The following is a 25471-nucleotide window of genomic DNA, read 5'->3' as shown; positions in this document are numbered from 1 at the left end:
CCGCCGGAATCTCCGTGTATTTCGATTCGAAGGCCCGGACGGCAATTCCGCCCACCGATCCGTGCCCCGGAGTGCATTTCCGCCGAAATTCCTGCGTGACCGAATGCACCCGCGCCGGAATCCGCCGCTCCAGGGCCCCAGGCCGCCTCAGCCCAGCGCACCCGGCGCCGGCACACCCCGGCCCAGCGCACCCGGCGCCGGCACACCCGGAGCCGGCCCCGTGGCGATGGCAGGCGCCCCCTCACCTGGCCCTGGCCCGCCACGCCGCAGCCGGCCCAGGGCCGGCCCCACAGGCCCCGACCGGCTCCCACGGCCCTCCACCGCCCCGCAAGCACCCCAGGGCGGGTCCGGAGCCCCCGAGGCCGTCCGGAGCACGGGGACGCCCCCGCGCGGGAACGGCCCCCGTACGGGCCAGGCGCCCCGCACACGACGAGGGCCCCCGAGCAGTTCGCTCGGGGGCCCTCGAGGCCGTCCCTCTGCCGCCGTCCCCGGCGGCTCGGCATGCGTCGCGCTACGGCAGCTGTGCCGCCCGCGCCTCGCGCCGGTTGTCCCGGAAGGTGTTCACCCGCCGCGCCGTGGCGAAGAGCGGGATCACCGCGCCCAGCACCACCTGGAGCGCGCAGCCGGTCTGGAGCAGCAGCTGTCCGCCGGGCGCGTCGAACGCCCAGGCAGCCAGCAGGCCCATGCTCAGCACGATCCAGCCGAGCATCGCCACCGCGAGCCGTCCCCGCGGCTTCGGGTACTCGACCCGGCTCACCATCAGCCAGGCCACGCCGATGATCGCGAGCAGCGTCGGGATGAACGGCAGCTCCAGCAGGACGATCGAGACGACCGTCAGCGCGCCGAACGGACTCGGCATGCCCTGGAAGATGCCGTCACGCAGGGTGACGCAGGAGAATCTGGCAAGCCGGAGCACCACCGCCAGCAGCACCACGATCGCGGCCACCGCCGAGACCCGCTGGTGCGCGTCGGGTACGACCATGCCCCAGACCACGACGAAGTACGCCGGGGCCAGTCCGAAGCTGATCAGGTCCGACAGGTTGTCGAGCTCGGCCCCCATCGCCGAACTGCGCAGCTTGCGCGCCACGAGCCCGTCGAAGAGGTCGAAGACCGACGCCAGGAGCATGAGGATCACCGCGGTCGCGGCGCTGTGCCGCGCCATGCCGCCGTCCTCGCTGCCCGTCAGGTGCGGGATGAGGACGCCGGTGGTGGTGAAGTACACCGCCATGAAGCCGCACGTCGCGTTACCGAGCGTGAGCGTGTCCGCTATCGACAGCCGCGTGGACAGCGGCATGTCGTCGTCCTCGACCTCTTCGACGGCCTCGGGGACCCAGGTCTGAGGTTCCGGATCAACCACGGTCAAGGCGAGTCACCCCCGCGATAGTGGGCTGGCCGACCTCGACGGCCGTCTCGACACCCTCGGGCAGATAGAGGTCCACCCGGGAGCCGAAACGGATCAGGCCGATGCGCTCGCCCTGCTCCACCTTGGTGCCCTGCGGCACGTACGGCACGATGCGCCGGGCCACCGCGCCCGCGATCTGCACCATCTCGATGTCACCGAGCTCGGTGTCGAAGTGCCAGACGACCCGCTCGTTGTTCTCGCTCTCCTTGTTGAACGCCGGAACGAAGCCGCCGGGCACGTGCTCGACGGACGTCACCGTGCCCGCCAGGGGCGCGCGGTTGACGTGGACGTTCAGCGGGCTCATGAAGATCGCGACGCGGGTGCGCCCGTCCTTCCACGGCATGATGCTCTGCACCACACCGTCGGCCGGCGAGATCACCCGGCCCTGGGTGATCTCGCGCTCGGGGTCGCGGAAGAACCACAGCATGCCCGCCGCCAGTGCGGTGGCGGGCACAGCGGCCGCCGCCCAGCGCCCGGAGCGCCGGGCGCGGCTGAGGCTGACGGCCGCAGTGGCCACGGTCGGGAGGAGCCACGGCGATGCTCCGCGCGCGAGGCGGACCCGGCCGCGAGGTGCAGAGGTTTGGCTGTGGGGCATGGATGACCTTCGTAGCGGATGAATGCCGCGCAGTAATGGGGGACGGCGGCTTTCCGGGATGCTATCGGTTTCGTGCGGCAACTGGGCAAGCCAGGAGCCGAGTCGGTGTCCGAAGACCGATGGCAGGGTGTGATCTTCTTCTCGAAGAAGTTGCCCCAAAGCGGACAATTACCCCTGGAATCGATACTCCTCGAGCAGCCGACGACCAATGATCATTTTCTGGATCTCGGCGGTACCTTCACCGATCAGCAGCATCGGCGCCTCGCGGTACAGGCGCTCGATCTCGTACTCCTTGGAGAAGCCGTAGCCGCCGTGGATGCGGAAGGCGTCCTCGACGACCTCTTTGCAGTACTCGGAGGCGAGGTACTTCGCCATCCCTGCCTCGAGGTCATTGCGCTCCCCGGAGTCCTTTTTACGTGCTGCATTCACCATCATCGCATGGGCGGCCTCGACCTTGGTAGCCATCTCGGCCAACTTGAACTGGATGGCCTGGTGCTGAGCGATCTGCTTGCCGAAGGTGTGCCGCTGCTGCGCGTAGGAAACGCCCAGCTCAAAGGCGCGCTGCGCGACTCCGCAGCCACGGGCGGCGACATTGACGCGACCGACCTCGACACCGTCCATCATGTGGTAGAAACCACGTCCGGTTTGTCCACCGAGAACCCGGTTTGCCGGGATTCGTAGACCATCCATGATGAGCTCGGTGGTGTCAACCCCCTTGTAGCCCATCTTCTCGATCTTGCCGGGGATGGTGAGACCGGGCCGGACCTCGCCGAAACCCGGCTCCTTCTCGACCAGGAAGGTGGTCATCGACTTGTGCGGGGCGGTGCCCTCGGGGTGCCCCTCGTCCGTCTTGGCCAGCACCGCGACCAGCGTCGACGAGCCGCCGTTGGTCAGCCACATCTTCTGGCCGTTGAGGACGTACTCCTCGCCGTCCCGGACGCCCTTCGAGGTGATGGCGGACACATCGGAGCCGAGCGCCGGCTCCGACATCGAGAACGCGCCGCGCACCTCGCCCAGCGCCATCCTCGGGAGGAAGTGGTCCTTCTGCTCCTGGGTGCCGTGCTGCTTGAGCATGTACGCCACGATGAAGTGCGTGTTGATGATGCCTGACACGCTCATCCAGCCGCGGGCGATCTCCTCGACACACAGCGCGTACGTCAGCAGCGACTCGCCGAGGCCGCCGTACTCCTCGGGGATCATCAGCCCGAAGAGGCCGAGCTCCTTGAGGCCCTCGACGATGTGCGTCGGGTACTCGTCACGGTGCTCCAGCTCGGTCGCGACCGGCAGGATCTCCTTGTCGACGAAGTCCCGGACGGTGGACAGGATCTCCTGCTGGATGTCCGTCAGACCGTGCGTCTGCGCGAGGCGGCTCATCACTTCACCTGCTTCTTCTCGGCCGGGGCCTGCAGCTCCGGGCGGCCGGGCTGCTCGCCGCCGCGCTCCTTGATGTAGCTCTCGGTCGGCACCATGACCTTGCGCCGGAAGACGCAGACCAGCGTGCCGTCCTGCTTGTAGCCCTTGGTCTCGACGTGGACGATGCCGCGGTCCGACTTGGACCGCGACGGCGTCTTGTCGAGCACGGTCGTCTCGCCGTAGATGGTGTCGCCGTGGAAGGTCGGCGCCACGTGCTTGAGCGACTCGATCTCCAGGTTGGCGATGGCCTTGCCGGAGACGTCCGGCACGGACATGCCGAGCAGCAGCGAGTAGATGTAGTTGCCCACCACGACGTTCCTGCCGAAGTCCGTGGTCTTCTCGGCGTAGTTCGTGTCCATGTGGAGCGGGTGGTGGTTCATGGTGAGCAGACAGAAGAGGTGGTCGTCGTACTCGGTGACCGTCTTTCCGGGCCAGTGCTTGTAGACCGCCCCGACCTCGAACTCTTCGTAGGTGCGTCCGAACTGCATGGTGCTCAGGCCTCCGGGGCTTCGAACGTGGACGTGCGGGTCATGCCGGCGGCGCGGCCCTTGCCGGCGATGACCAGGGCCATCTTGCGGCTGGCCTCGTCGATCATCTCGTCGCCGAGCATGGCCGAGCCCTTCTTGCCGCCGGCCTCGGAGGTGCAGTAGTCGTACGCGTCCAGGATGAGCTCGGCGTGGTCGTAGTCCTCCTGGGAGGGGGAGAAGACCTCGTTGGCGGCCTCGACCTGGCCCGGGTGCAGCACCCACTTGCCGTCGAAGCCCAGCGCGGCGGCGCGGCCGGCGACCTCGCGGTAGCCGTCCACGTTCTTGATCTGCAGGTACGGGCCGTCGATGGCCTGCAGGTCGTGGGTGCGGGCCGCCATGAGGATCCGCATGAGGATGTAGTGGTAGGCGTCAGCCGGGTAGCCGGGCGGCTGCTCACCGACGACCAGGGACTTCATGTTGATGGAGGCCATGAAGTCGGCGGGGCCGAAGATGATGGTCTCCAGACGCGGCGAGGACGCGGCGATCTCGTCGACGTTCACCAGGCCCTTGGCGTTCTCGATCTGCGCCTCGATGCCGATCCGCCCGACCTCGAAGCCCATGGTCTTCTCGATCTGGGTGAGCAGCAGGTCCAGTGCCTGCACCTGGGTGGCGTCCTGCACCTTCGGCAGCATGATGCAGTCGAGGTTGGGGCCCGCGCCCTCCACGACGGTCACCACGTCGCGGTAGGTCCAGTGGGTGGTCCAGTCGTTGACCCGCACGACCCTGGTCTTGCCCGTCCAGTCGCCCTTGTTGAGCGCGTCGACGATGGTGTGCCGGGCGCCCTCCTTGGCGAGCGGCGCGCACGCGTCCTCCAGGTCGAGGAAGACCTGGTCGGCCGGGAGGCCCTGCGCCTTCTCCAGGAAGCGCGGGTTGCTGCCCGGCACGGCGAGGCAGGAGCGGCGCGGACGCAGGCGGTTCACCGAGGAGGCGGCCGGTGCCCCTCCGTCGAGGCCGGTGATGGGAGACAGGCGGGTCATGCGGGGACCTCCAGGGGGTCGAGCTTGTTCGCTTTCCGGATCTCGTCGACGATACGGCCGATGATCTCCGTGATGCCGAAGTCCTTCGGGGTGAAGACGGCCGCCACTCCGGCCGCGCGGAGCTTCTCGGCGTCCGCGGAGGGGATGATCCCGCCGACGACCACCGGGATATCGTCCGAACCGGTCCGGCGCAGCCGGTCCAGGACGTCCGGGACCAGCTCGGCGTGCGAGCCGGAGAGGATCGACAGGCCGACGCAGTGCACGTCCTCGGCCACCGCCGCGCTGACGATCTGTTCGGGGGTCAGCCGGATGCCCTGGTAGACCACTTCGAATCCGGCGTCCCGGGCGCGGACGGCGATCTGCTCCGCGCCGTTGCTGTGCCCGTCCAGGCCGGGCTTGCCGACCAGCAGCCGCAGCCGGCCGCTGCCCAGGTCCTCCGCCGTCCGGGAGACCTTCGCGCGGACCTCGGCGAGCGGGGTCCCGGCCTCGGCGGCGACCGCGACCGGTGCGCTGCTGACCCCGGTCGGGGCGCGGAACTCGCCGAAGACGTCCCGCAGGGCCCAGGCCCACTCGCCGGTGGTCACGCCGGCGCGGGCGCAGGCGAGGGTGGCGGCGAAGAGGTTGGTGTCCCCGGCGGCGGCCCCCTTGAGGCCGGACAGCGCGTCCTGGGCGGCACCTTCGTCGCGGTTGTCGCGCCACTCGTGCAGCGCGGCGACGACACGGGCCTCGTTGGCGGGGTCCACGGTCATGATCGCGGTGTCGAGGTCGGCGGTGAGCGGGTTGGGCTCGGTGCCCTCGTAGCAGTTGACGCCGATGATCTTCTCGTCGCCGGCCTCGATGCGGGCCCGCCGCTCGGCGTGCGAGGAGACCAGCTGGGCCTTGAGGTAGCCGGACTCGACGGCCGCCATGGCGCCGCCCATCTCCTGGATCCGCTCGATCTCGGCCAGGCACTCCTCGACGAGGGAGTCGACCTTGGCCTCGATCACATGCGAGCCGGCGAAGATGTCGTCGTACTCGAGCAGGTCGCTCTCATGGGCGAGGACCTGCTGGATCCGCAGGGACCACTGCTGGTCCCAGGGGCGCGGGAGGCCCAGCGCCTCGTTCCAGGCGGGGAGCTGGACGGCCCGCGCGCGGGCGTCCTTGGAGAGCGTGACGGCGAGCATCTCCAGCACGATCCGCTGGACGTTGTTCTCCGGCTGGGCCTCGGTCAGGCCCAGGGAGTTGACCTGCACGCCGTAGCGGAACCGCCGCTGCTTGGGGTTCTCGATCCCGTACCGCTCACGGGTGATGCGGTCCCAGATGCGGCCGAAGGCGCGCATCTTGCACATCTCCTCGACGAAGCGGACGCCCGCGTTCACGAAGAACGAGATGCGGGCGACCACGTCGCCGAACTTGTCGGCCGGGACCTGGCCGGAGTCCCGCACCGCGTCGAGGACGGCGATGGCCGTGCTCATCGCGTACGAGATCTCCTGGACCGGGGTGGCCCCGGCCTCCTGCAGGTGGTAGCTGCAGATGTTGATCGGGTTCCACTTGGGGATGTTGGCCACCGTGTACGTGATCATGTCGGTGGTCAGCCGCAGGGAGGGCCCCGGCGGGAACACATGGGTTCCGCGCGAGAGGTACTCCTTGACGATGTCGTTCTGCGTCGTCCCCTGGAGCTTGGAGATGTCGGCGCCGTGCTCCTCGGCGACCACCTGGTACAGCGCCAGCAGCCACATGGCGGTGGCGTTGATGGTCATCGAGGTGTTCATCTGCTCCAGGGGGATGTCCTGGAACAGACGCCGCATGTCTCCGATGTGGGAGACCGGGACCCCGACCCGGCCGACCTCGCCGCGGGCGAGGATGTGGTCGGGGTCGTAGCCCGTCTGCGTCGGCAGGTCGAACGCGACGGACAGTCCGGTCTGCCCCTTGGCGAGATTGCGCCGGTACAGCTCGTTGGACGCCTCCGCCGTGGAGTGCCCGGCGTACGTCCGCATGAGCCAGGGACGGTCCTTCTTGGGGCGCTCGCTCGCCTCCGGGCGCTGGGATCCGCCCCCCGGCTCGCTCGCTGTCTGGCGCTCAGTCATCGAGGGTCTCTCAGACGTTCCGGAAGCGGTTGATCGCGTCGATGTGCTGGGCGCGCTTCTCCGCGTCGCGCACGCCCATGCCCTCCTCGGGGGCGAGGGCCAGCACGCCGACCTTGCCCTGGTGCAGGTTGCGGTGCACGTCGTAGGCGGCCTGGCCGGTCTCCTCCAGGCTGTACGTCTTCGACAGCGTGGGGTGGATCTTGCCCTTGGCGATCAGGCGGTTGGCCTCCCACGCCTCGCGGTAGTTGGCGAAGTGCGAGCCCACGATGGACTTGAGCGACATCCACAGGTAGCGGTTGTCGTACTCGTGCGTGTAGCCGGAGGTCGAGGCGCAGGTGACGATGGTGCCGCCCTTGCGGGTGACGTACACCGACGCGCCGAAGGTCTCACGGCCCGGGTGCTCGAAGACGATGTCGACGTCCTCGCCGCCGGTGAGCTCGCGGATCCGCTTGCCGAAGCGCTTCCACTCCCGCGGGTCCTGGGTCTGCTCGTCCTTCCAGAACTTGTAGCCCTCGGCGTTGCGGTCGATGATCGCCTCGGCGCCCATCGCGCGGCAGATGTCCGCCTTCTGGTCGCTGGAGACGACACAGATCGGGTTGGCGCCGCCGGCCAGCGCGAACTGGGTGGCGTAGGAGCCGAGGCCGCCGCTGGCGCCCCAGATCAGCACGTTGTCGCCCTGCTTCATGCCGGCGCCGTTGCGGGAGACCAGCTGGCGGTAGGCGGTGGAGTTGACCAGGCCCGGGGACGCCGACTCCTCCCAGCTCAGGTGCTTGGGCTTGGGCATCAGCTGGTTGGACTTGACCAGCGCGATCTCGGCGAGGCCGCCGAAGTTGGTCTCGAAGCCCCAGATGCGCTGCTCCGGGTCGAGCATGGTGTCGTTGTGGCCGTCGGCCGACTCCAGCTCCACGGACAGGCAGTGGGCGACGACCTCGTCACCGGGCTTCCAGGAGTTCACGCCCGGGCCGGTGCGCAGCACGACGCCCGAGAGGTCGGAGCCGATGATGTGGTACGGCAGGTCGTGCCGCTTGGTCAGCGGCGACAGCTTTCCGTACCGCTCCAGGAAGCTGAAGGTGGAGACCGGCTCGAAGATCGAGGTCCACACCGAGTTGTAGTTGACGGAGCTGGCCATGACGGCGACGAGGGCCTCGCCGGGGCCGAGCTCGGGCACCGGGACATCGTCCAGGTGCAGCGACTTGCGCGGGTCCTTGTCGCGGCTCTCCAGGCCGGCGAACATCTCCGCGTCCTCCTTGTGGACGGTGACCGCCCGGTAGGACTCGGGGAGCGGCAGCGCGGCGAAGTCGTCCGCGGTGCTGTCGGGAGAGACGATTGCGTCCAGGATTTCGTTCACTTGGGGCCTCCGGCGAAGCGTCGAAAAACGCTTGAGGGAACGCTGGGGTCTTGATGCGTGGATGTGATGCGCGGTGCCGTCGGTTCGGCGCGATGTGGTGCTGGCAGCGCGGGTCGCGCAGGAGGTGCCTGTGACGCAGGCGTCCGGGCGCGCATGGATTGCGGGGACAGCCGACGCACGAGGGTGTCTCTGCGCGCCGGCCGCCCGGACACCCTCAACGTATGGCACCGCGTGCCACTCGGCAAGACACTGCGTGCCAAGAATTTCTCTCAGATGTCATCCGGGGGGTACGTATGAGCAACAACGGCCGCCTCTATGGAGGCGGCCGTTGCCAAAAGTGCTCGAAAATGTACGGAAAGTTACGCTTCTCATGTCTTCCGGCGTACCCGCCCGGAGGCCCGCAGGCGCCGTCCGGAAGCTCCCGGAAGCCTTCGGGGTGACGACGGTCGGCCGCTTGGCCGGATCGCGGCCGACCGGACGGGGCTGTGGGGCGGCGTGGCCCCGTGCGTACCCGGTGCGGCGCGGGGCCCCGGCCGGGTCTCAGCGGTCCTTCAGGGCCCGCTCGATCGTGCGCATCACTTCGCTGAGCGGCGCGTCCGTGCGGGCCACCGTGACCAGCACCTCCCCGGTCGTGGACACCGAGGCCGCCGGTTCCCGGTCGGCGGTGGAGCGGCCCGCGCCGATCCCGCTGCCGAAGGTGTCCCGGACGATGGCGAAGGCGTGGTCGAGCTGCGCCTCCACGTCCCCCTTGCCGCCGCCGCGCAGCCAGCGCCGCAGCACGTGGTTGTGGGCCGTCACCACCGCGGAGGCGGCGACCTCGGCGAGCAGCGGGTCGTCGTTGCCGACGTGGTGCGCGCGCTCGTCGAAGTGGCCCAGCAGATAGCGGGTGAACAGCCGCTCGTACCGGGCGACCGAGGCGATCTCCCGCTCCCGCAGCGTGGGCACCTCCCGGGTCAGCCGGTAGCGCTCCACCGAGACGGCGGGGGACGACGCGTACATCCGCATGACTTCCTTGATGCCCCGGCACACGGTGTCGAGCGGGTGCTCGTGAGCGGGCGCCGCGTCGAGCACCGCCTCCGCCCGCACCAGTGTGTCGTCGTGGTCCGGGAAGATCGCCTCTTCCTTCGACCGGAAGTGCCGGAAGAAGGTCCGGCGGGCGACCCCCGCGGCGGCGGCGATCTCGTCGACCGTCGTCGCCTCGTAGCCCTTCGTCGCGAACAGCTCCATCGCCGCGGACGCCAGCTCGCGGCGCATCTTGAGGCGCTGGGCGGCCGCCCGCCGGCTGCCCGCGCTCTCCGGGGCTCCCTCGGACGCCCCCTTCTCGGACGATCGCAGGGTACGAGCGGACTTCACGGGCTGGGACATGTGGGGAACGTAACACGGTGCACTGTCCGTGTGCGGGGGCGGACTCCCTGAAGGCTCCAGGAGCCCGCCCCACCCCGGAGACCGGTCAGCGCCGGGCATACTCGCGGAAGCCGCGCCCCGTCTTACGGCCCAGGCAGCCCGCCGCCACCAGGTGCTCCAGCAGGGGAGCGGGAGCGAGGCCCGGATCGCGGAACTCCCGGTGCAGCACCCGCTCGATGGCGAGCGAGACGTCCAGCCCCACCACGTCCAGGAGCTCGAACGGGCCCATCGGGTAGCCGCCGCCCAGCTTCATCGCGGCGTCGATGTCGTCGAGGGTGGCGTAGTGCTCCTCGACCATCTTCACCGCGTTGTTGAGGTAGGGGAACAGCAGGGCGTTCACGATGAATCCGGCCCGGTCGCCGCAGTCCACCGGGTGCTTGCGGACCGCTGTGCAGACCTCGCGGACCGTCGCGTGCACCTCGTCGGAGGTCAGCACCGTGCGCACGATCTCGACCAGCTTCATCGCCGGGGCCGGGTTGAAGAAGTGCATCCCGATGACGTCCTGCGGCCGCGAGGTGGCGCGGGCACAGGCGACGACCGGCAGCGAGGAGGTGGTGGTGGCGAGCACCGCACCCGGCTTGCAGACCTTGTCCAGCGTCGCGAACAGCTGCTGCTTGACCTCCAGGTCCTCGGCCACCGCCTCGACCGCGAGGTCGACGTCCGCGAACGCGTCGAGGGAACCGGCCGGGGTGACCCGGGCCAGCGTCGCGTCCCGCTGCTCGGCCGTCATCCGGCCCTTGTCGACGGAGCGGGCGAGGGACTTGGCGATCCGGACCTTGGCGGTGTCCGCCTTGTCCTGGCTGCGGGCGGCCAGCACGACGTCGTAGCCCGCCTTGGCGAACACCTCGGCGATCCCGCTCGCCATGGTCCCGGAGCCGGCCACGCCGACGCTGGCGACCGTGCGGCCGGACCCGGCGGCCGCACCCGCCGGGTCCGGCGTCTCGGCGTCGGGCACCACCGTGGCGCTGCCCGGGGCCTCGTACGTGTAGAAGCCGCGGCCCGCCTTGCGGCCCGTCAGTCCGGCCTCGGCGAGCTGCCCCAGGATCGGCGCGGGGGCGTGCAGCCGGTCGCCGGAGGAGGCGTACATCGCGTCCAGGACCCGGCGGGCGGTGTCGATGCCGACCAGGTCCAGCAGGGCGAGCGGCCCCATCGGCAGGCCGCAGCCGAGCCGCATGGCGGCGTCGATGTCCTCGCGGGTGGCGTACTTCGCCTCGAACATCGCGGCGGCCTGGTTGAGGTAGCCGAAGAGCAGGCCGTCGGCGACGAAGCCGGGCCGGTCGCCGACCGCCACCGGCTCCTTGCCCAGCTCGTGGGCGAGGGAGGTCACCGCGGCGACGGCGGCGGGCGCCGTGAGCACCGAGGAGACGATCTCGACCAGCTTCATCGCGGGCGCCGGGTTGAAGAAGTGCAGGCCCAGCACGCGCTCCGGACGGGCGGAGTCGGCGGCGAGCCGGGTCACCGAGAGGGCGTTGGTGCCGGTCGCCAGGATGGTGTCCGGCCGCACGACGGCGTCGAGGGCCGAGAACACCTCGTGCTTGGTCTCGTAATGCTCCGGCACGACCTCGATGACCAGGTCGGCGTCGGCCGCCGCCTGCAGGTCGGAGAAGGTGCGGAAGCGGGCGAGGACGTCCCGCCGCTCCTGCTCGGTCAGCCGCTCGCGCTCCACGGCGCGGGCGGTGGAGGCTTCCAGGGCGGACACGGCCTGCCGGGCGGCGGCTTCGCTGATGTCGATCCCGATGACCTCGCGGCCGGCGCGGGTCAGCACCTCGGCGATACCGGCACCCATGGTGCCGAGGCCGACGACGGCGATCGTGCCGAGGGCGGTGGGGACAGGGGCGGGATCAGGAGTGGACGAACGGTCCATCGCGAGACTCCAGAGGGTGTTCCCCGGGCCGAGGGCGCGGGGAGAGTGACGACTGAGGGTTTCCGGGGTCGCCAAAGGGCGTACCGCGGGAGGGAGTTGCGTGATGTGATGCACGACGGGCAGCACTGCCCGGAGAGAAAGGCGGCAGGCCCTGTCCCGGGGCCGTGCCGTACTGCGTGCTGTGCAGAACCGACTGCACTGACGGCTGCGTCACCAGGCCGCCCGAGCGGGTGTGCTCGTACCCAGAGCTTAACCCGTCAGTAACCAAGTACGCCAGGGGACGGGGAGCGCCGGGAGATGTGGCGCCGACCACTGCCGATCAGCTGCCGATCGGATGCCGAGCAACTGCCGATCACTGGGGAGGACGGCCGATGGAAGAGGACTTCCGCGAACTGGCGGAACGGGTGCGGACCGAAGCGGCGGGAGCGGAGGGGCGGGCGGAGTACGTCCGGCTGGTCGCGCTCACCGCGGAGCTCACCGGGGAGCGCGCCGGGGAGCTCACCGGGGAGCGCGCCGGGGAGCCCGCTGCGGTCGCGCCGGCCGGTGCGGGCGGGGCGGTCGTGGAGCTGGCGGGGGTGCTGGCCGAGTCCGGCCGGCCGCTGTGGGCCCGGGAGATCGCGGCGTTCGGCCTGGCGTGCGCCGGTGACCGGCGCGCCTTCGAACCGCTGGTGCTGCTGCTCAACCACCGGGACCCGGAGCGGTGCGCCACCGCGGCCGCCGCCCTGGCCCGGCTCGGGGACCCCCGGACGGCCCGGGCCGCGGCGGCGCTGGCCACCAACCCACTGCGCACGGCGTACGCCCTGCACCCCGTCCGGCTGCTCACCGTGCTGCGCGCACCGGAGTCGGCGCCGGCGCTGACCGCGACCCTGCGGCGGCTGCTGGCCCCGCACGACCCGTTCTGGCGGATCGCGCTGGCGTGCGTCGAGGGGCTGGGAGCGCTGGGCGACGACCGGGCCGTACCGGTACTGCAAGCGGCCCGGGACCACCCCCGGCTCGCCGCGGCCGCGGCGGCGTCCCTGGCGCGGCTGGGCGCGGGGGCGACGGGCTGAGGAGAGTGGGGGCGGTGGTCTCGGAGGAGGCGGGTCGCAGGAGGCGGTGACGGTGGGGCGGAAGGGGGAGACGCCGGGCCGGGGAGGGGGCGGAGGCGGCCGAGGGGAAGGGGCGGAGACGGCCGGCCGGGAAGAGAGGGAGACGGCCGGCCGGCACGGGAGCGGAGGCGGTCGGCTGGAAGGGATGGAGACGGCGGGCCGGGAAGGGGCCTACGGGCCGAGCGGGGCGGGTCCGGCAGGCGCCGCGCCGGACAGCCGGAGCGTGTAGCGGACCTCCGGGGCCGGTGCGCCGTCCACGACGTTCGGATCCCGCCCGCCGTCCGGGGCGAAGCCCGCGATCGCGTAGAAGCGGCGGGCGCGGGCGTTGCCTTCGAGCACCCAGAGGCGCAGCGCCGTGAATCCGCGGTCGGCGGCGCGCGCGAGTGAGGCGGTCAGCAGGGCCCGCCCGGTGCCGGTGGAGAGGTGTTCGGGGAGCACGTAGAGGGCGTAGAGCTCACCGTCGCCGGGGTCGGCGTCCGCGTCGCGGCAGGGGCCGGTGCAGGCCCAGCCGATGACCTCGCCGTCGCGCTCGGCCACCAGATCGGTGGGGCCGTCGGCGGTGCCGCGGGCGTGCGCGAAGATCTCCCGGCGCCGGGCCAGATCCTCCTCGACGCTCATCGCGTCGAGCGTGGCCTGCGGCAGCAGCCCGGTGTACGCGAATTGCCAGCCGCGCACCCGCACGGCCGACACGGCCCGCAGATCCCGCTCCGTCATGTCCCTGATGAGCAGCATGCGTTCAGGCTAGGCGGGGGATCCGACCGGCGCACCGCGGTTTTCCCGGGGCGCTCACAACAGCGTGAGCTGCGTCGGTTCCGGTTCTGGTTCCGGCGCCGCTGACGGGGCCGTGGCCGGTGGTTCGGCGACGCGGCGCGCCGCGCCCGCGCGGAAGGGGGCCATGCCGAACTCCCGGGCGTACTCGTGGACCTGGCGGGTGATCCGGCGCTGGTACCAGGTCGGCGCGTACGACCCGCCCGCGTACATCGTCTCGTAGCGCCGCACCAGGTGCGGGTGGTGGTGCCCCAGCCACTCCATGAACCACTCCCGGGCGCCCGGCCGCAGATGCAGCACCAGTGGGGTCACCGAGGTCGCCCCGGCGGCCGCGATGGCCCGCACCGTCGCGCGGAGCTGCTCGGGCGTATCGCTGAGGAAGGGGATGACCGGGGCCATGAGGACGGCGCACGGGATGTCGTTGGCCATCAGGGTGCGGCAGACCTCCAGGCGGCGCTCCGGCGCCGGGGTGCCCGGCTCGACGGTGCGCCACAGCTCGTGGTCGAGGAAGCCCACCGAGACGGAGGTGCCGACCTCGGTCACCGCGGCCGCCTGCCGCAGCAGTTCGAGGTCGCGCAGGATGAGCGTGCCCTTGGTGAGGATGGAGAAGGGGTTCGCGTAGTCGCGCAGCGCGGCGAGGATGCCGGGCATCAGCCGGTAGCGGCCCTCGGCCCGCTGGTAGCAGTCGACGTTGGTGCCCATGGCGATGTGCTCGCCCTTCCAGCCCCGGGCGGCGAGCTGCCGGCGCAGCAGTTCGGGCGCGTTGACCTTGACCACGATCTGCGAGTCGAACCCGGCTCCGGTGTCGAGGTCGAGATAGCTGTGCGTCTTGCGGGCGAAGCAGTAGACGCAGGCGTGCGAGCAGCCGCGGTACGGGTTCACCGTCCATTCGAACGGCATCCGGGAGGCCCCCGGCACCCGGTTCACGATCGTGCGGGCCCGGACCTCGTGGAAGGTGATGCCGCGGAATTCAGGGGTGTCGAACGTGCGGGTGACCGCGTCGGTGCCGAAGAGTGCGGGCGCCGCCGTGGTCGCGTCGTCGGTGAGACCGTCCCAGCGCATGGCGCCTCCTTTCCTTGCCCGCTCCACGCTAGAACAGATATTCGATTCGTGCCAGACGGCGGTGCCAGACGGCCGGGGCCGGACAGCCGGTGCCCGGCGGCCGGTACGGGGTGGCTTGTGCGCGGGCGGCCGGTGTGCGGACAGCCGGTGCCCGGACGGCCGGTGCCCCGCGGCGGCCGGATTTGGGCGGGCGCGCCGCCGGTGGTTGGCTGTGCGGCACCAGATCCGGGCCCGGATCCGGACACCGGCAGGTCGACGGAAGGAACAGCGATGGCGCAGGTCGAGGCCACCACGGAGCGGATCGTCCAAGCGGAACCGGAGGCGGTGTTCACGGCACTGGCCGACTACTCCGGCACCCGCGCCGAGCTGCTCCCCGAGCACTTCAGCGAGTACGAGGTGCGCGAGGGTGGCAGCGGGGAGGGCACCCTGGTGCACTGGAGGCTCCAGGCCACCAGCAAGCGGGTCCGCGACTGCCTGCTGGAGGTCTCCGAGCCCAGCGCCGGGCAGCTGGTGGAGAAGGACCGCAACTCCTCCATGGTCACCACCTGGACCGTGACCCCGGCCGGGACCGGCGCGGCCAACGTCGTCGTCACCACCGTCTGGAACGGCGCGGGCGGCATCGGCGGCTTCTTCGAGAAGACCTTCGCCCCCAAGGGTCTCGGCCGGATCTACGACGCGGTGCTCGCCAAGCTCGCCGCCCACGTCGAGAAGTAGCCCCGGAGGTACGTCGTTCGGCGACCGGCCGCGGGTGCTGCCCGGGGCCGTCGCCGCAGCGCACCCGAAGCTCACCGGAACGAGTGGTTTTCCGGTGGCTTCGGGCAGGTGCCGCGGATTCCCCGGCTCGGCCGAAAGACGCTGATGAGCGCCCGATGCCCGTCAGGCGCACGGTGGTTGGGCCCCGATCCGGTCCCTCGTCCCGGTGAATCGTCGCGCTTGCTCCCGGTTGTCGTGCAATGCGACAACTGGCGGCGCAAACGCGACGAGGGGAGCTGTACGTGGGCGGGACCACACTGGTGAAGGACGCGCGGCCGGCCGCCGCGGCCGCCCCCGCCGACCACCCTCCCGCCGGCCCCGTACCGCCCCCGCAGCTCGGCCCGCGCCGGATCCGGGCGGTCTTCCTGGGCCTGATGCTGACCCTGCTCCTCGCGGCGCTCGACCAGACCATCGTCGCCACCGCGCTCCCCGGGATCGTCGGCGAACTGCACGGCCTGGACCGGATGTCCTGGGCCGTGACGGCCTACCTCCTCGCCTCGACCGTCGTGCTGCCCGTCTACGGCAAGTGCGGCGACCTCTTCGGCCGCAAGGGCGTCTTCCAGTTCGCCATCGTGGTGTTCGTCATCGGCTCCGCCCTCGCGGGCCGGTCCGGGACGATGAACGAACTGATCGCTTTCCGCGCGGTCCAGGGCGTCGGCGGCGGAGGCCTGATGATCGGCGTCCAGGCGATCATGGCCGACATCGTCCCGGCCCGGGAACGCGGCCGGTACATGGGCGCCATCGGAGCCGCGTTCGGCCTCGCCTCCGTCGCCGGACCGCTGCTCGGCGGCTTCTTCACCGACCACGCGTCCTGGCGCTGGTGCTTCTACATCAACGTGCCCTTCGGCCTGGTCACCCTGGCCGTCATCGCCGTCGTGCTCAAGCTGCCGAAGCCCGCCGCCCGGCCCCGCCTCGACATCCTCGGCGCGCTCCTCCTCGCCGCCGCCTCCACCTGTCTGGTCCTGCTGACCAGTTGGGGCGGCACCGAGTACGCCTGGACCTCCCGGGTCGTCCTCGGGCTCGCCTGCGGGGCCGTGGGCTCGGTGCTGCTCTTCGTCGTCGTCGAGAACTTCGCCCCCGAACCGATCATTCCGATGCGGCTGTTCCGTGACGGTGTGTTCACCATGACCGGGCTCATCGGCATGGTCATCGGGGTCGCGCTGTTCGGCGCCGCCAGCTATCTGCCGACCTTCCTCCAGATGGTCGACGGGGCGAGCGCCACCGAGTCCGGACTGCTGATGCTGCCCATGATGGGCGGCATCGTGCTCGCCTCCGTGCTCTCCGGACAGATGATCAGCCGCACCGGCCGCTACAAGGTCTACCCGGTGACAGGCTGCGCCGTCTCCATGGTCGGCATGTGGCTCCTGTCCCGGCTCGGCACGGACACGAGCCGGGCCGAGTACAGCGTCTGGATGGCGATCCTCGGCGTCGGCATCGGTCTGGTCATGCCGGTGCTCGTCCTGGCGGTGCAGAACGCGGTGCCGCCCGCCGACCTCGGCGTGGCCACCAGCGCCAACAACTACTTCCGGCAGATGGGCGGTTCGGTCGGCGCGGCGGTCTTCGGCATGCTCTTCGCCGGCCGGCTCACCGACAGCCTGGCGGACGAACTCCCCGCCGGGGTCGCCCTGCCGGAGCCGGACTCGATCACCCCGCGGATGGTGCACGCCATGGAGGCGGCGCTGCGCGACGGATACATCCGGGCGTACGCCGAGGCCATGCCGCGCATCTTCCTCTACCTCGTGCCGGTGCTGCTGCTCGGCTTCCTGCTCGCCTTCCTGTTGACGGAGAAACCCCTGGTGTCCTACCACGCCCCCACCGCCGAGACCACGACCGTCCCGCCCGCACGGTCCTCCACCGGGGCCGCCACCGCCGCCCCCGGCCCGGTGTCCGGCACCGGCGCGGCGCCGGCCGGGGTACCGGTCTGCGGCACGGTCCAGCACCACGACGGGACCACGGTCCCCCGCGCCGCGCTCACCCTCATCGACGTCTCCGGCCGGCAGATCGGACGCGGCGCCTCCGGCGAGGACGGGCGGTACGCGCTGAGCACGCCCGGACCGGGCTCCTATGTGCTCATCGCGGCGGCGGGCGGGCACCAGCCGCAGGCCGTGAGCGTCACCGTCGGCGAGCGCCCGGTCGACCTCGACGTGGTGCTCGGCGGCGCGGGCCGGCTCGCCGGGACGGTGCTGACCGCGGACGGCTCGCCGGTGCGGGACGCCACGGTGACCCTCACCGACGTCCGCGGCGAGGTGGTCGCCACCACCCGCAGCGGGCGGGAGGGCGGTTATGTGATGGGGGAGCTGGTCGCCGGGGAGTACGTTCTCGCCGCCAGCGCCCCGGCCTTCCGCCCGGCCGCCCTCGCCGTCACCGTCCAGGCGGCCCGGGAGACCCGGCAGGACGTCGAGCTCGCGGGCGGCGCGGTGCTCCGCGGCACCGTACGGGCGCACGCCGGCCGCGCCGTCGAGGACGCCCGGGTCACCCTGCTGGACGCGGCGGGCAATGTGGTCGACACCCTGACGACGGGACTGGACGGCACCTTCCGGTTCGTCGACCTGTCGGCGGGCGAGTACACGGTGATCGCCGCCGGGTACCCGCCGGTGGCCACCGTGCTCCAGGTGGCCGGCGGGGGCCGCACCGAACGGGATCTCCAGCTCGGGCACGAGGACTGACGGGCGGTCGGCGGGGGCGGCCGGGTGGTGCGGCCGACGGGGGGTGCGGGGCCGGGTGGTGAGGAACCGGGTGGTGAAGGGCCGTCGGGAGGGGCCCGCGCAGAGGCGGCCCGCCATCCGCGTCGGCTTTGCTCGACGCAGGCTTTCGTCCCGGGGTGCTGGGGCGCTGGGGGTGGCTCTGCCCGTCCGGCCGCTGGTCATGGGCCGTACGGGCTGACTTCCCGCGGCCGGCCCGGTGCGGTTGTCCACAGGCCTGGTTCGGCCCCGCGGCGGCGCGTACCGTCGTGGCATGAAGATCCTCATTTCCGCGGACATGGAGGGCGCGACCGGTGTGACCTGGCCGGGCGATGTGCTCCCGGGCAGTGAGCAGTGGGAGCGCTGCCGCCCCCTGTTCACGTCCGACGTGAATGCGGCGATCGCCGGTTTCTTCGACGGCGGCGCGGACGACGTGGTGGTCAACGAGGCGCACTGGACCATGCGCAACCTGCTCCTGGAGCAGCTCGACGACCGGGCGCAGATGCTCACCGGGCGGCACAAGGCGCTGAGCATGGTCGAGGGCGTGCAGCACGGGGACGTGGACGGGGTGGCGTTCGTCGGCTATCACACCGGTGCGGGCACCGAGGGGGTGCTGGCCCACACCTATCTGGCCAACTCCGTCACCGGGGTCTGGGTCGACGGCACCCGCGCGAGCGAGGGCCTGCTCAACGCCCTGGTGGCCGCGGAGTTCGGGGTCCCGGTGGTGCTGGTCACCGGCGACGACAGAACGTGCGAGGACGCCGCCGGATGGGCTCCGCGGGCGCGCGGCGTGGCCGTCAAGGACTACGTCTCGCGGTACGCGGCGGTCTGCCGCACCCCGGCCCGCACGGCCGCCGACATCCGCGCGGCGGCGAAGGAGGCGGCGGGGCTGGCGATGCGTCACGAACCGGCACGGAAGGGGCCGTTCACCGTGGAGCTGGAGTTCGACGCGGAGCACCTGGCGGGAGCGGCGACGGTGGTTCCGGGGGTGGCGGCCACCGGGGAGCGCCGGGTCGCCTACACGAGCGACACGATGTACGACGGCATCCGCTGCTTCAAGGCCGTCACCACCATCGTGTCGGCGGCGACGGAGGAGCAGTATGGCTGAGCGGACGGCCCCGGACGGGGCGGCGGTGGACGAGACCGCGATGGACGAGGTGGTGCGGTTCACCTCGGACCTGATCCGTATCGACACCACCAACCACGGGGGCGGGGACTGCACCGAGCGGCCCGCCGCCGAGTACGTCGCGGGGCTGCTCACCGAGGCAGGCATGGAACCGGTCCTGCTGGAGCGGGCGCCCGGCCGGACGAATGTGGTGGCCCGGATCGAGGGCACCGACCCGACGGAGACGGCCCTGCTCGTCCACGGCCATCTGGACGTGGTGCCCGCCGAACCGGCCGACTGGACCGTGCACCCCTTCTCCGGCGAGGTCCGGGACGGCGTGGTGTGGGGCCGTGGCGCCATCGACATGAAGAACATGGACGCGATGGTCCTGTCGGTGCTCCGCTCCTGGGCGCGCACGGGGGCCCGGCCCCGGCGGGACATCGTGCTGGCCTTCACCGCCGACGAGGAGGACAACGGCGAGTACGGCTCGGGCTTCCTCGCCGACCGGCACCCGGAGCTGTTCGAGGGGTGTACGGAGGGCATCTCCGAGTCCGGCGCGTTCACCTTCCACGCCAACGGGCGGCGGTTCTACCCGATCGGGGCGGGGGAGCGGGGCACGGCGTGGCTGCGGCTGACGGCCGACGGCCGCGCGGGGCACGGCTCCAAGGTCAACCGGGAGAACGCCGTGAGCAGACTGGCCGGCGCGGTCTCCCGGATCGGGGACCACCGGTGGCCGGTCCGGATCACCCCGACGGTTCGGGCCGCGCTGACCGAACTCGCGGCGGCGCACAGCATCGCGGCGGAGCTGCCCGCGGACGACCCGGAGGCCCTGGCCCGCGCCGTCGACGCCCTGATCGCCGAGCTGGGCCCGGCCGGCGCGATCGTCCAGCCGACGGTGCGCAACAGCACGAACCCGACGGTGCTCGAAGCCGGCTACAAGATCAATGTGATTCCGGGCCATGCCACGGGCTTCGTCGACGGCCGGATCCTGCCGGGCGGTGAGGACGAGTTCCGGCAGACCCTCGACCGCCTCACCGGCCCGTACGTGGACTGGGAGTTCCACCACCGCGAGGTCCCGCTGCAGGCCCCGGTCGACTCCCCGTCCTTCCGGGCCATGCGGGAGGCCGTGGAGCACTTCGACCCGGGCGCCACCGCGGTGCCCTACTGCATGTCCGGGGGGACGGACGCCAAGCAGTTCTCCCGGCTGGGCATCGTCGGGTACGGCTTCTCCCCGCTGAAGCTGCCCGAAGGCTTCGATTACCAGGCGCTGTTCCACGGTGTCGACGAGCGGGTGCCGGTGGAGGCTCTCCAGTTCGGCGTCCGGGCCCTCGACCGCTTCCTGCGGAACAGCACCACGGCGCGGACCGGGGGCGGCGGACCGGGCAGTACGGAGCTGGGTGGTGCGGCACCGGATGGTACGGCACCGGGTGGTACGGAACCGGGTGGTGCGGAGCCGGGCGGTACGGAGCCGGGCGGTGCGGAACCGGGTGGTGCCGGCGCGGGCGCGGGCGCGGGCGGCGGAACATGACCACGGTCCCCTACGGCGGGTGGCGCTCGCCGATCGATGCCGCGCTGGCCGCCGCGCGCGACGGCCGGCCGGAGTTCCTCGGCACCGTCGGGGCCGAGACCTGGTGGACCGAACCGCGGCCCGGTGAGCACGGCCGGCGGGCGCTGGTGCGGCGCACCGCGGACGGCCGCACGCATTCCCTGCTTCCCCCGCCCTGGAACGTCCGCAGCCGGGTCATGGAGTACGGCGGCAGCCCCTGGGCGGCCGTGCCCCGGGACGGGGGCGGACCGCTCGGCGTCTTCGTCCACTTCGCCGACCAGCGGCTGTACGCGTTCGAACCGGACGCGCCGTCGGATTCGGCGCCCCGCCCCCTCACGCCGCTGTCGCCGGCCGGCCGGGGGCTGCGCTGGGCGGACCCGCGGATCCTGCCCGAGCGCGGCGAAGTGTGGTGCGTCCTGGAGGAGTTCACCGGTGACCCACCCGGCGCCGTGCGGCGGGTCCTCGCGGCGGTGCCGCTGGACGGCTCGGCCGCCGAGGACCGGACCGCCGTGCGTGAACTCACCGGCGCCGGGCGCCGGTTCGTCACCGGCCCGCAGCTCTCCCCCGACGGCCGGCACGCCGCCTGGATCGCCTGGGACCACCCCAGGATGCCCTGGGACGGCACCGAGCTGCTGCTCGCCGACGTCCTGCCGGACGGCACGCTCGGCGCGCCCCGGACGCTGCTGGGGGCGCCGGAGAGTGCGGAAGAGGCCGTCGCCCAGGTCGCTTGGGCGGACGACGGGACGCTGCTCGTGGCGAGCGACCGCGACGGCTGGTGGAATCTGTACCGCGTCCGCCCGGAGGACGGCCGGGCCACCGCGCTCTGTCCGCGCGCGGAGGAGTTCGCCGGGCCGCTGTGGAAGCTCGGCAGCCGCTGGTTCGCCCCGCTGTCGGACGGGCTGATCGCCGTGGTGCACGGCACGGGCACCACGGCCCTCGGCATCCTCGACCCCCGGACCGGCGAACTGTACGACGCCCCCGGGCCCTGGACGGACTGGGAACCGTCCCTCGCCGTACAGGGCTCACGGGTGACGGGTGTCGCCGCCGGGCCGTACAGCGGCCACGAGGTCGTCGAACTCGACACCGCCACCGGCCGTACCCGGGTGGTCGGGGCCGCGCACCACGATCCGGTCGACCCGGCGTACTACCCGGAGATCCGGCACCGGAGCTTCCCGGGCCCCGGCGGCCGGGAGATCCACACCCATGTCCACCCGCCCCGCAACCCCGCGCACACCGGCCCGGCCGGGGAGCTCCCGCCGTACGTGCTGTGGGCGCACGGCGGCCCCACCGGCCGCGCCGCTCCCGTACTCGACCTGGAGGTCGCCTACTTCACCTCCCGGGGCATCGGGGTCGCCCTGGTCGACTACGGCGGCTCCACCGGCTACGGGCGCGCCTACCGCGACCGGCTGCGGGGACAGTGGGGGATCGTGGACGTGGAGGACTGCGCCGCCGTCGCCCTGGCACTGGCCGACGAGGGCAGCGCCGACCGCGCCCGGCTCGCCGTCCGCGGCGGCAGCGCCGGCGGCTGGACGGCCGCGGCCTCCCTGGCCCGCACGGACGTGTACGCCTGCGGCACCGCCGCCTACCCCGTCCTGGACCTCACGAGCTGGGCCGACGCCACCCACGACTTCGAGGCGCACTACCTCGACAGCCTGGTGGGCCCACCGGACGACCTCCCGGACCGGAACCGCGAACGGTCCCCGCTGCACCGCGCGGACGGGATCAGGGCGCCCCTGCTGCTCCTCCAGGGGCTGGACGATGTCATCTGCCCGCCCGAGCAGTGCGAGCGGTTCACCGCCGAGCTGGCCGCGCGGGGCCTGCCGTACCGGTACCTCACGTTCCAAGGGGAGGGGCACGGATTCCGCCGCGCGGACACCATGATCCGGGTGCTCGAAGCGGAACTGGCCCTCTATGCGGAGGTGTTCGGCCTTGTGCTGCCGGAGCCGCCTGCTGCTTCGGGGCCTCCGGGGCCTCCAGGGGCTTCGGGGCCTCCGGGCGCTTCGGGGGAAGCCGGGAGCGCCCGCGGTGGTGCCCACCGTCCCGGGACAGCGGCGGCACCGGGGCTCGGTGTGCCGTGAGGTGAGGGGCGCTCTGTCGCGACGGCGAGGACTGCCGCCTCAGGGACCGGGGTTCGGTGGGCCGGTGTTCGGAGGGAGGGGGGTGGGGGAGGCCGAACCCCCTGGACTCGTGGTGCCACCCTGGTGAGCCGCTGGTTCCGCGGGAGATCCTGGATTCAGCACGGCAGGGGAGACGGGGAACGCAACCCCGGGTGATGACCGGGAGCCCACCCGGGATGGTGTCCGGGGGACCGTCCAGGACGCCGACTTCGTCCGGGAATCCGTGAGGGAGGCGGACCGGAGCGGGGACCGCGGAGATTCCAGGAGGGGCAGAGCATGTCCGGCAGTGGCAGTGGCAGTGGCAGTGGCAGCGGCAGCAGCGGCGGCGGCAGTGGCAGTGGGAGCAGCGACGACAGCGTCGGCAGTGGCACGACGGCCCAGGGGGGACCGCGTCGGAGACGAACGGCGCGGCTGTTCACCGTGCCGTCCGCCTCCGGCAGTTTGGCCGCCGCGCTGTACGGGATCCTCGCGCTGCCTCTCGCGCTGGCCGGGGCGGTCCTGGCGGTGGCCGGGCTGCTCGTCGGCGGTGTGCTGTCGGTGACCCCGCTGGGGCCGTGGCTGATCGCCGGTACCGTGCGCGCCTGCCTGGGCGCCGCGGGTGGCCACCGTGCCCTGGCCCGGGTCCTGTTGGGCGAACATCTCGACGCGCCGGAGCGCCGTACCGCGTCCGGCCTCTTCAACCGGCGCCGCGCGATGCTCCGGGACCCGGCCGGGTGGCGGGCGGTGGGCTGGCTGCTCGCCGCCCCGGTGACCGCGGTGCTCCCGTTCGTCACCGTGCTCGTCGCCTACGTCTACGGGCTGGTGTTCCTGACCATGCCGGTGCTTCAGCGGTGGAACCACACCACGGTCCGGGAGCCGGACGGCACCACCCGCCGTGTCGCGGTGTCCTTCGCCGGGCTGGAGGTCGACTCCTGGCCGCTGCTGGTGGTGGTGTCGGTGGTGGGCCTGGCGCTGCTGCTCTGCGGTCCCCTGGTGCTGCGCGCCGCTCTCGCCCCGCACCGGTCGCTGCTGCGCGTCCTGCTCGGTCCGAGTGCCGCGCAGAGCCGTATCCGGGATCTGGAGGAGACCCGGGCCCATGCCGTGGACGACGCCGCGGCCACCCTGCGGCGCATCGAACGCGACCTGCACGACGGTACGCAGGCCCGGCTGGTCGGCCTGGGCATGCACCTCACCATGATCCGGGAGCTGGTGGACGCCGGTGCGGAGCGGCAGCAGCTGCTCTCGGTGGTCGACACCGCTCGCGACCACGCCAAACGGGCCGTGTCGGACCTCCGTGACCTGGTGCGCGGCATCCATCCGCCCGTCCTCGACCAGGGGTTGGGGCCGGCGCTGGCCACGCTGGCCGCGGACTGCGCGCTGCCGGTCGAGGTCTCGGCGGACGGCGTCGAGCGGCCGCCTCCGGCGATCGAGAGCATCGCCTACTTCTGCGCCGCCGAACTGCTGGCCAATGTCGTCAAACACAGCGGTGGCAGCGCCGCGGCCGTGGCGGTGCGGCGGGAGGGAGAGCTGCTCCGGCTGACCGTCTCGGACGACGGCGGCGGCGGAGCGCGGATCGGCGGCGGCAGCGGCCTGACGGGACTGCTGGCCCGGGTCCGGACGGTGGACGGGACACTCGTCGTCGACAGCCCGAGCGGAGGGCCTACGGTGGTCACCGTCGTACTGCCCTGTCCCGCGCTGTCCTGTCCTGCGCTGCCCTGTCCTGCCCCGTCCCGTCCCGTCCTGCCCGCTCTGCCCTGCCCGCCGTCGAGCCGACCGCTCGACGCCGTCCCCGCTCCGCCCCGACCGGCGTCCGCCGGTGACGCATGACGGGACGGAACACGTGGCTGGACACAGCGCATGGCAGGACACAGCGCATGGCAGGACGGAAGCGCATGGCAGGACGGAACGGATGACGGGACCGTGACGCAGGCCAGGACGGTGGCGGGGCGGGGCGGGCGGTGAAGCCGGGAGCGCGTGCGCCCGGGGCGGTGACGGGGCGGCAGGTCCGCCCGGGACGCCGGTGGCGGCGCGCGTCCCGAACGGTGACGAGAACACGGGGGTTGTCCGACGATGCGCGTCGTCATTGCCGAGGATTCCGCGATTCTGCGCGAGGGGCTCGCCGGGCTCCTCGCCCTGCGGGGCGTGGAGGTGGTGGCGGCCGTCGGCGACGCGGCGGCCCTGCACACCGCGGTGACCGAACACCGGCCGGACGCGGCCGTGATCGACATCCGGCTGCCGCCCGACCACACCGACGAAGGTCTGCGGGCGGCGATCGCCATCCGCCGGGAGACGCCCGAGGTGGGTGTGTTGATCTTCTCCCAGTACGTGGAGACCCGCTACGCGGCCGATCTGCTCGCGCAGGGCTCGGCGGGGGTCGGCTATCTGCTGAAGGAACGGGTCGTCGACATCGGTGAATTCGTCGACGCGCTGCGCCGGGTCGCCGACGGCGGCACCGCCCTCGACCCCGAGGTGGTGACCCGTCTGATGGGCGCGGGACGTCAGCCCCGGGGCCTGGAGCACCTCACACCGCGCGAGCGCGAGGTCCTGTCCCTCATGGCCGAGGGACACACGAACACCGGGATCGCTCAGCAGTTGGTGGTGTCGGAGCGGGCCGTCGAGAAGCACATCTCGAACATCTTCCTCAAGCTCGACCTGCCGCCGTCGGAGGACGGCCATCGCAGGGTGCTGGCCGTCCTCCGGTACCTGCGGGTCTGAGACCGCTGATGGCTCCGACGGCTGATGGCCCCGACGGCCGGGGCCGGCCCCGGCCGTCGGG

19 protein-coding genes are annotated in these 25471 nt (G+C 72.2%); 8 read left to right on the top strand and 11 right to left on the bottom strand.

Features of this window, described 5'->3' with window-relative positions; translation table 11 throughout:
• Positions 1 to 511 precede the first annotated feature (511 nt).
• The 9 genes from pssA to ABT112_RS05150 all read right to left on the bottom strand — a co-directional run bounded on the left by pssA (position 512) and on the right by ABT112_RS05150 (position 11596).
• The gene (gene pssA, locus ABT112_RS05190; protein WP_351505708.1) at positions 512 to 1363 is read right to left on the bottom strand and encodes a CDP-diacylglycerol--serine O-phosphatidyltransferase; all 852 of its coding nucleotides are present in this window, start codon (positions 1361 to 1363) and stop codon (positions 512 to 514) included.
• On the bottom strand, positions 1350 to 1997 hold the full coding sequence (locus ABT112_RS05185) for a phosphatidylserine decarboxylase (RefSeq protein WP_351505706.1): 648 nt from the start codon (positions 1995 to 1997) through the stop codon (positions 1350 to 1352). The genes pssA and ABT112_RS05185 overlap by 14 nt, the downstream gene beginning before the upstream one ends.
• Positions 1998 to 2165: 168 nt before the next feature.
• Positions 2166 to 3371: an acyl-CoA dehydrogenase family protein gene (locus ABT112_RS05180; protein WP_351505704.1), complete on the bottom strand. Its 1206-nt coding sequence runs from the start codon at positions 3369 to 3371 to the stop codon at positions 2166 to 2168.
• Positions 3371 to 3898 (bottom strand): MaoC family dehydratase, encoded by a 528-nt coding sequence (locus tag ABT112_RS05175; RefSeq protein ID WP_351505702.1) that lies wholly within the window; start codon positions 3896 to 3898, stop codon positions 3371 to 3373. Before ABT112_RS05175 ends, ABT112_RS05180 begins: the two co-directional genes overlap by 1 nt.
• Positions 3899 to 3903: 5 nt before the next feature.
• A complete protein-coding gene (locus tag ABT112_RS05170) occupies positions 3904 to 4914 on the bottom strand; it encodes an HpcH/HpaI aldolase/citrate lyase family protein (RefSeq protein WP_351505699.1) in 1011 nt (336 codons plus the stop codon).
• Positions 4911 to 6980 (bottom strand): ethylmalonyl-CoA mutase, encoded by a 2070-nt coding sequence (locus ABT112_RS05165; protein WP_351505697.1) that lies wholly within the window; start codon positions 6978 to 6980, stop codon positions 4911 to 4913. The genes ABT112_RS05170 and ABT112_RS05165 overlap by 4 nt, the downstream gene beginning before the upstream one ends.
• A 10-nt stretch (positions 6981 to 6990) precedes the next feature.
• Positions 6991 to 8328, bottom strand: a complete 1338-nt coding sequence (gene ccrA / locus ABT112_RS05160; RefSeq protein ID WP_351505695.1) for a crotonyl-CoA carboxylase/reductase — start codon at positions 8326 to 8328, stop codon at positions 6991 to 6993.
• Between the two features lie 540 nt (positions 8329 to 8868).
• A complete protein-coding gene (locus ABT112_RS05155) occupies positions 8869 to 9693 on the bottom strand; it encodes a TetR family transcriptional regulator (RefSeq protein ID WP_351505692.1) in 825 nt (274 codons plus the stop codon).
• Between the two features lie 85 nt (positions 9694 to 9778).
• Positions 9779 to 11596, bottom strand: coding sequence for a 3-hydroxyacyl-CoA dehydrogenase family protein (locus tag ABT112_RS05150; RefSeq protein ID WP_351505691.1), 1818 nt, complete (start codon positions 11594 to 11596; stop codon positions 9779 to 9781).
• Between the two features lie 371 nt (positions 11597 to 11967).
• Here ABT112_RS05150 and ABT112_RS05145 point away from each other — a divergent pair, with 371 nt between their 5' ends.
• Positions 11968 to 12645, top strand: coding sequence for a HEAT repeat domain-containing protein (locus ABT112_RS05145; protein ID WP_351505689.1), 678 nt, complete (start codon positions 11968 to 11970; stop codon positions 12643 to 12645).
• A 210-nt stretch (positions 12646 to 12855) separates the two neighbouring features.
• Here ABT112_RS05145 and ABT112_RS05140 read toward each other — a convergent pair whose 3' ends face one another.
• Both ABT112_RS05140 and ABT112_RS05135 read right to left on the bottom strand, forming a co-directional pair.
• On the bottom strand, positions 12856 to 13416 hold the full coding sequence (locus tag ABT112_RS05140; RefSeq protein WP_351505687.1) for a GNAT family N-acetyltransferase: 561 nt from the start codon (positions 13414 to 13416) through the stop codon (positions 12856 to 12858).
• Between the two features lie 54 nt (positions 13417 to 13470).
• Positions 13471 to 14514 carry an Rv2578c family radical SAM protein gene (locus ABT112_RS05135; protein WP_351505685.1) on the bottom strand — a complete coding sequence of 348 codons (1044 nt, stop codon included), beginning with the start codon at positions 14512 to 14514 and terminating at the stop codon, positions 13471 to 13473.
• A 270-nt stretch (positions 14515 to 14784) separates the two neighbouring features.
• On the opposite strand from ABT112_RS05135, the gene ABT112_RS05130 reads away from it, so the two are divergent.
• The 7 genes from ABT112_RS05130 (at position 14785) to ABT112_RS05100 (ending at position 25410) form a co-directional block, all read left to right on the top strand.
• Positions 14785 to 15228: an SRPBCC family protein gene (locus ABT112_RS05130; protein WP_351505683.1), complete on the top strand. Its 444-nt coding sequence runs from the start codon at positions 14785 to 14787 to the stop codon at positions 15226 to 15228.
• A gap of 281 nt (positions 15229 to 15509) precedes the next feature.
• Positions 15510 to 17933: an MFS transporter gene (locus ABT112_RS05125; RefSeq protein WP_351505681.1), complete on the top strand. Its 2424-nt coding sequence runs from the start codon at positions 15510 to 15512 to the stop codon at positions 17931 to 17933.
• Positions 17934 to 18222: 289 nt separating this feature from the next.
• Positions 18223 to 19056: a M55 family metallopeptidase gene (locus ABT112_RS05120; RefSeq protein ID WP_351505679.1), complete on the top strand. Its 834-nt coding sequence runs from the start codon at positions 18223 to 18225 to the stop codon at positions 19054 to 19056.
• Positions 19049 to 20581: a M20/M25/M40 family metallo-hydrolase gene (locus ABT112_RS05115; protein ID WP_351505677.1), complete on the top strand. Its 1533-nt coding sequence runs from the start codon at positions 19049 to 19051 to the stop codon at positions 20579 to 20581. Before ABT112_RS05120 ends, ABT112_RS05115 begins: the two co-directional genes overlap by 8 nt.
• Positions 20578 to 22677 (top strand): prolyl oligopeptidase family serine peptidase, encoded by a 2100-nt coding sequence (locus ABT112_RS05110; RefSeq protein WP_351505675.1) that lies wholly within the window; start codon positions 20578 to 20580, stop codon positions 22675 to 22677. The genes ABT112_RS05115 and ABT112_RS05110 overlap by 4 nt, the downstream gene beginning before the upstream one ends.
• A 315-nt stretch (positions 22678 to 22992) precedes the next feature.
• On the top strand, positions 22993 to 24522 hold the full coding sequence (locus ABT112_RS05105; RefSeq protein WP_351505673.1) for a sensor histidine kinase: 1530 nt from the start codon (positions 22993 to 22995) through the stop codon (positions 24520 to 24522).
• Between the two features lie 243 nt (positions 24523 to 24765).
• Positions 24766 to 25410, top strand: a complete 645-nt coding sequence (locus tag ABT112_RS05100) for a LuxR C-terminal-related transcriptional regulator (RefSeq protein WP_351505671.1) — start codon at positions 24766 to 24768, stop codon at positions 25408 to 25410.
• The last annotated feature ends 61 nt before the right edge of the window (positions 25411 to 25471 follow it).

Source organism: Streptomyces sp. NPDC002055, from assembly GCF_040296705.1.
In the GTDB taxonomy this organism is placed as follows: domain Bacteria; phylum Actinomycetota; class Actinomycetes; order Streptomycetales; family Streptomycetaceae; genus Streptomyces.
Note: the sequence above shows the minus strand (reverse complement) of the source record. Positions and strands in the feature narration are given on the sequence as shown.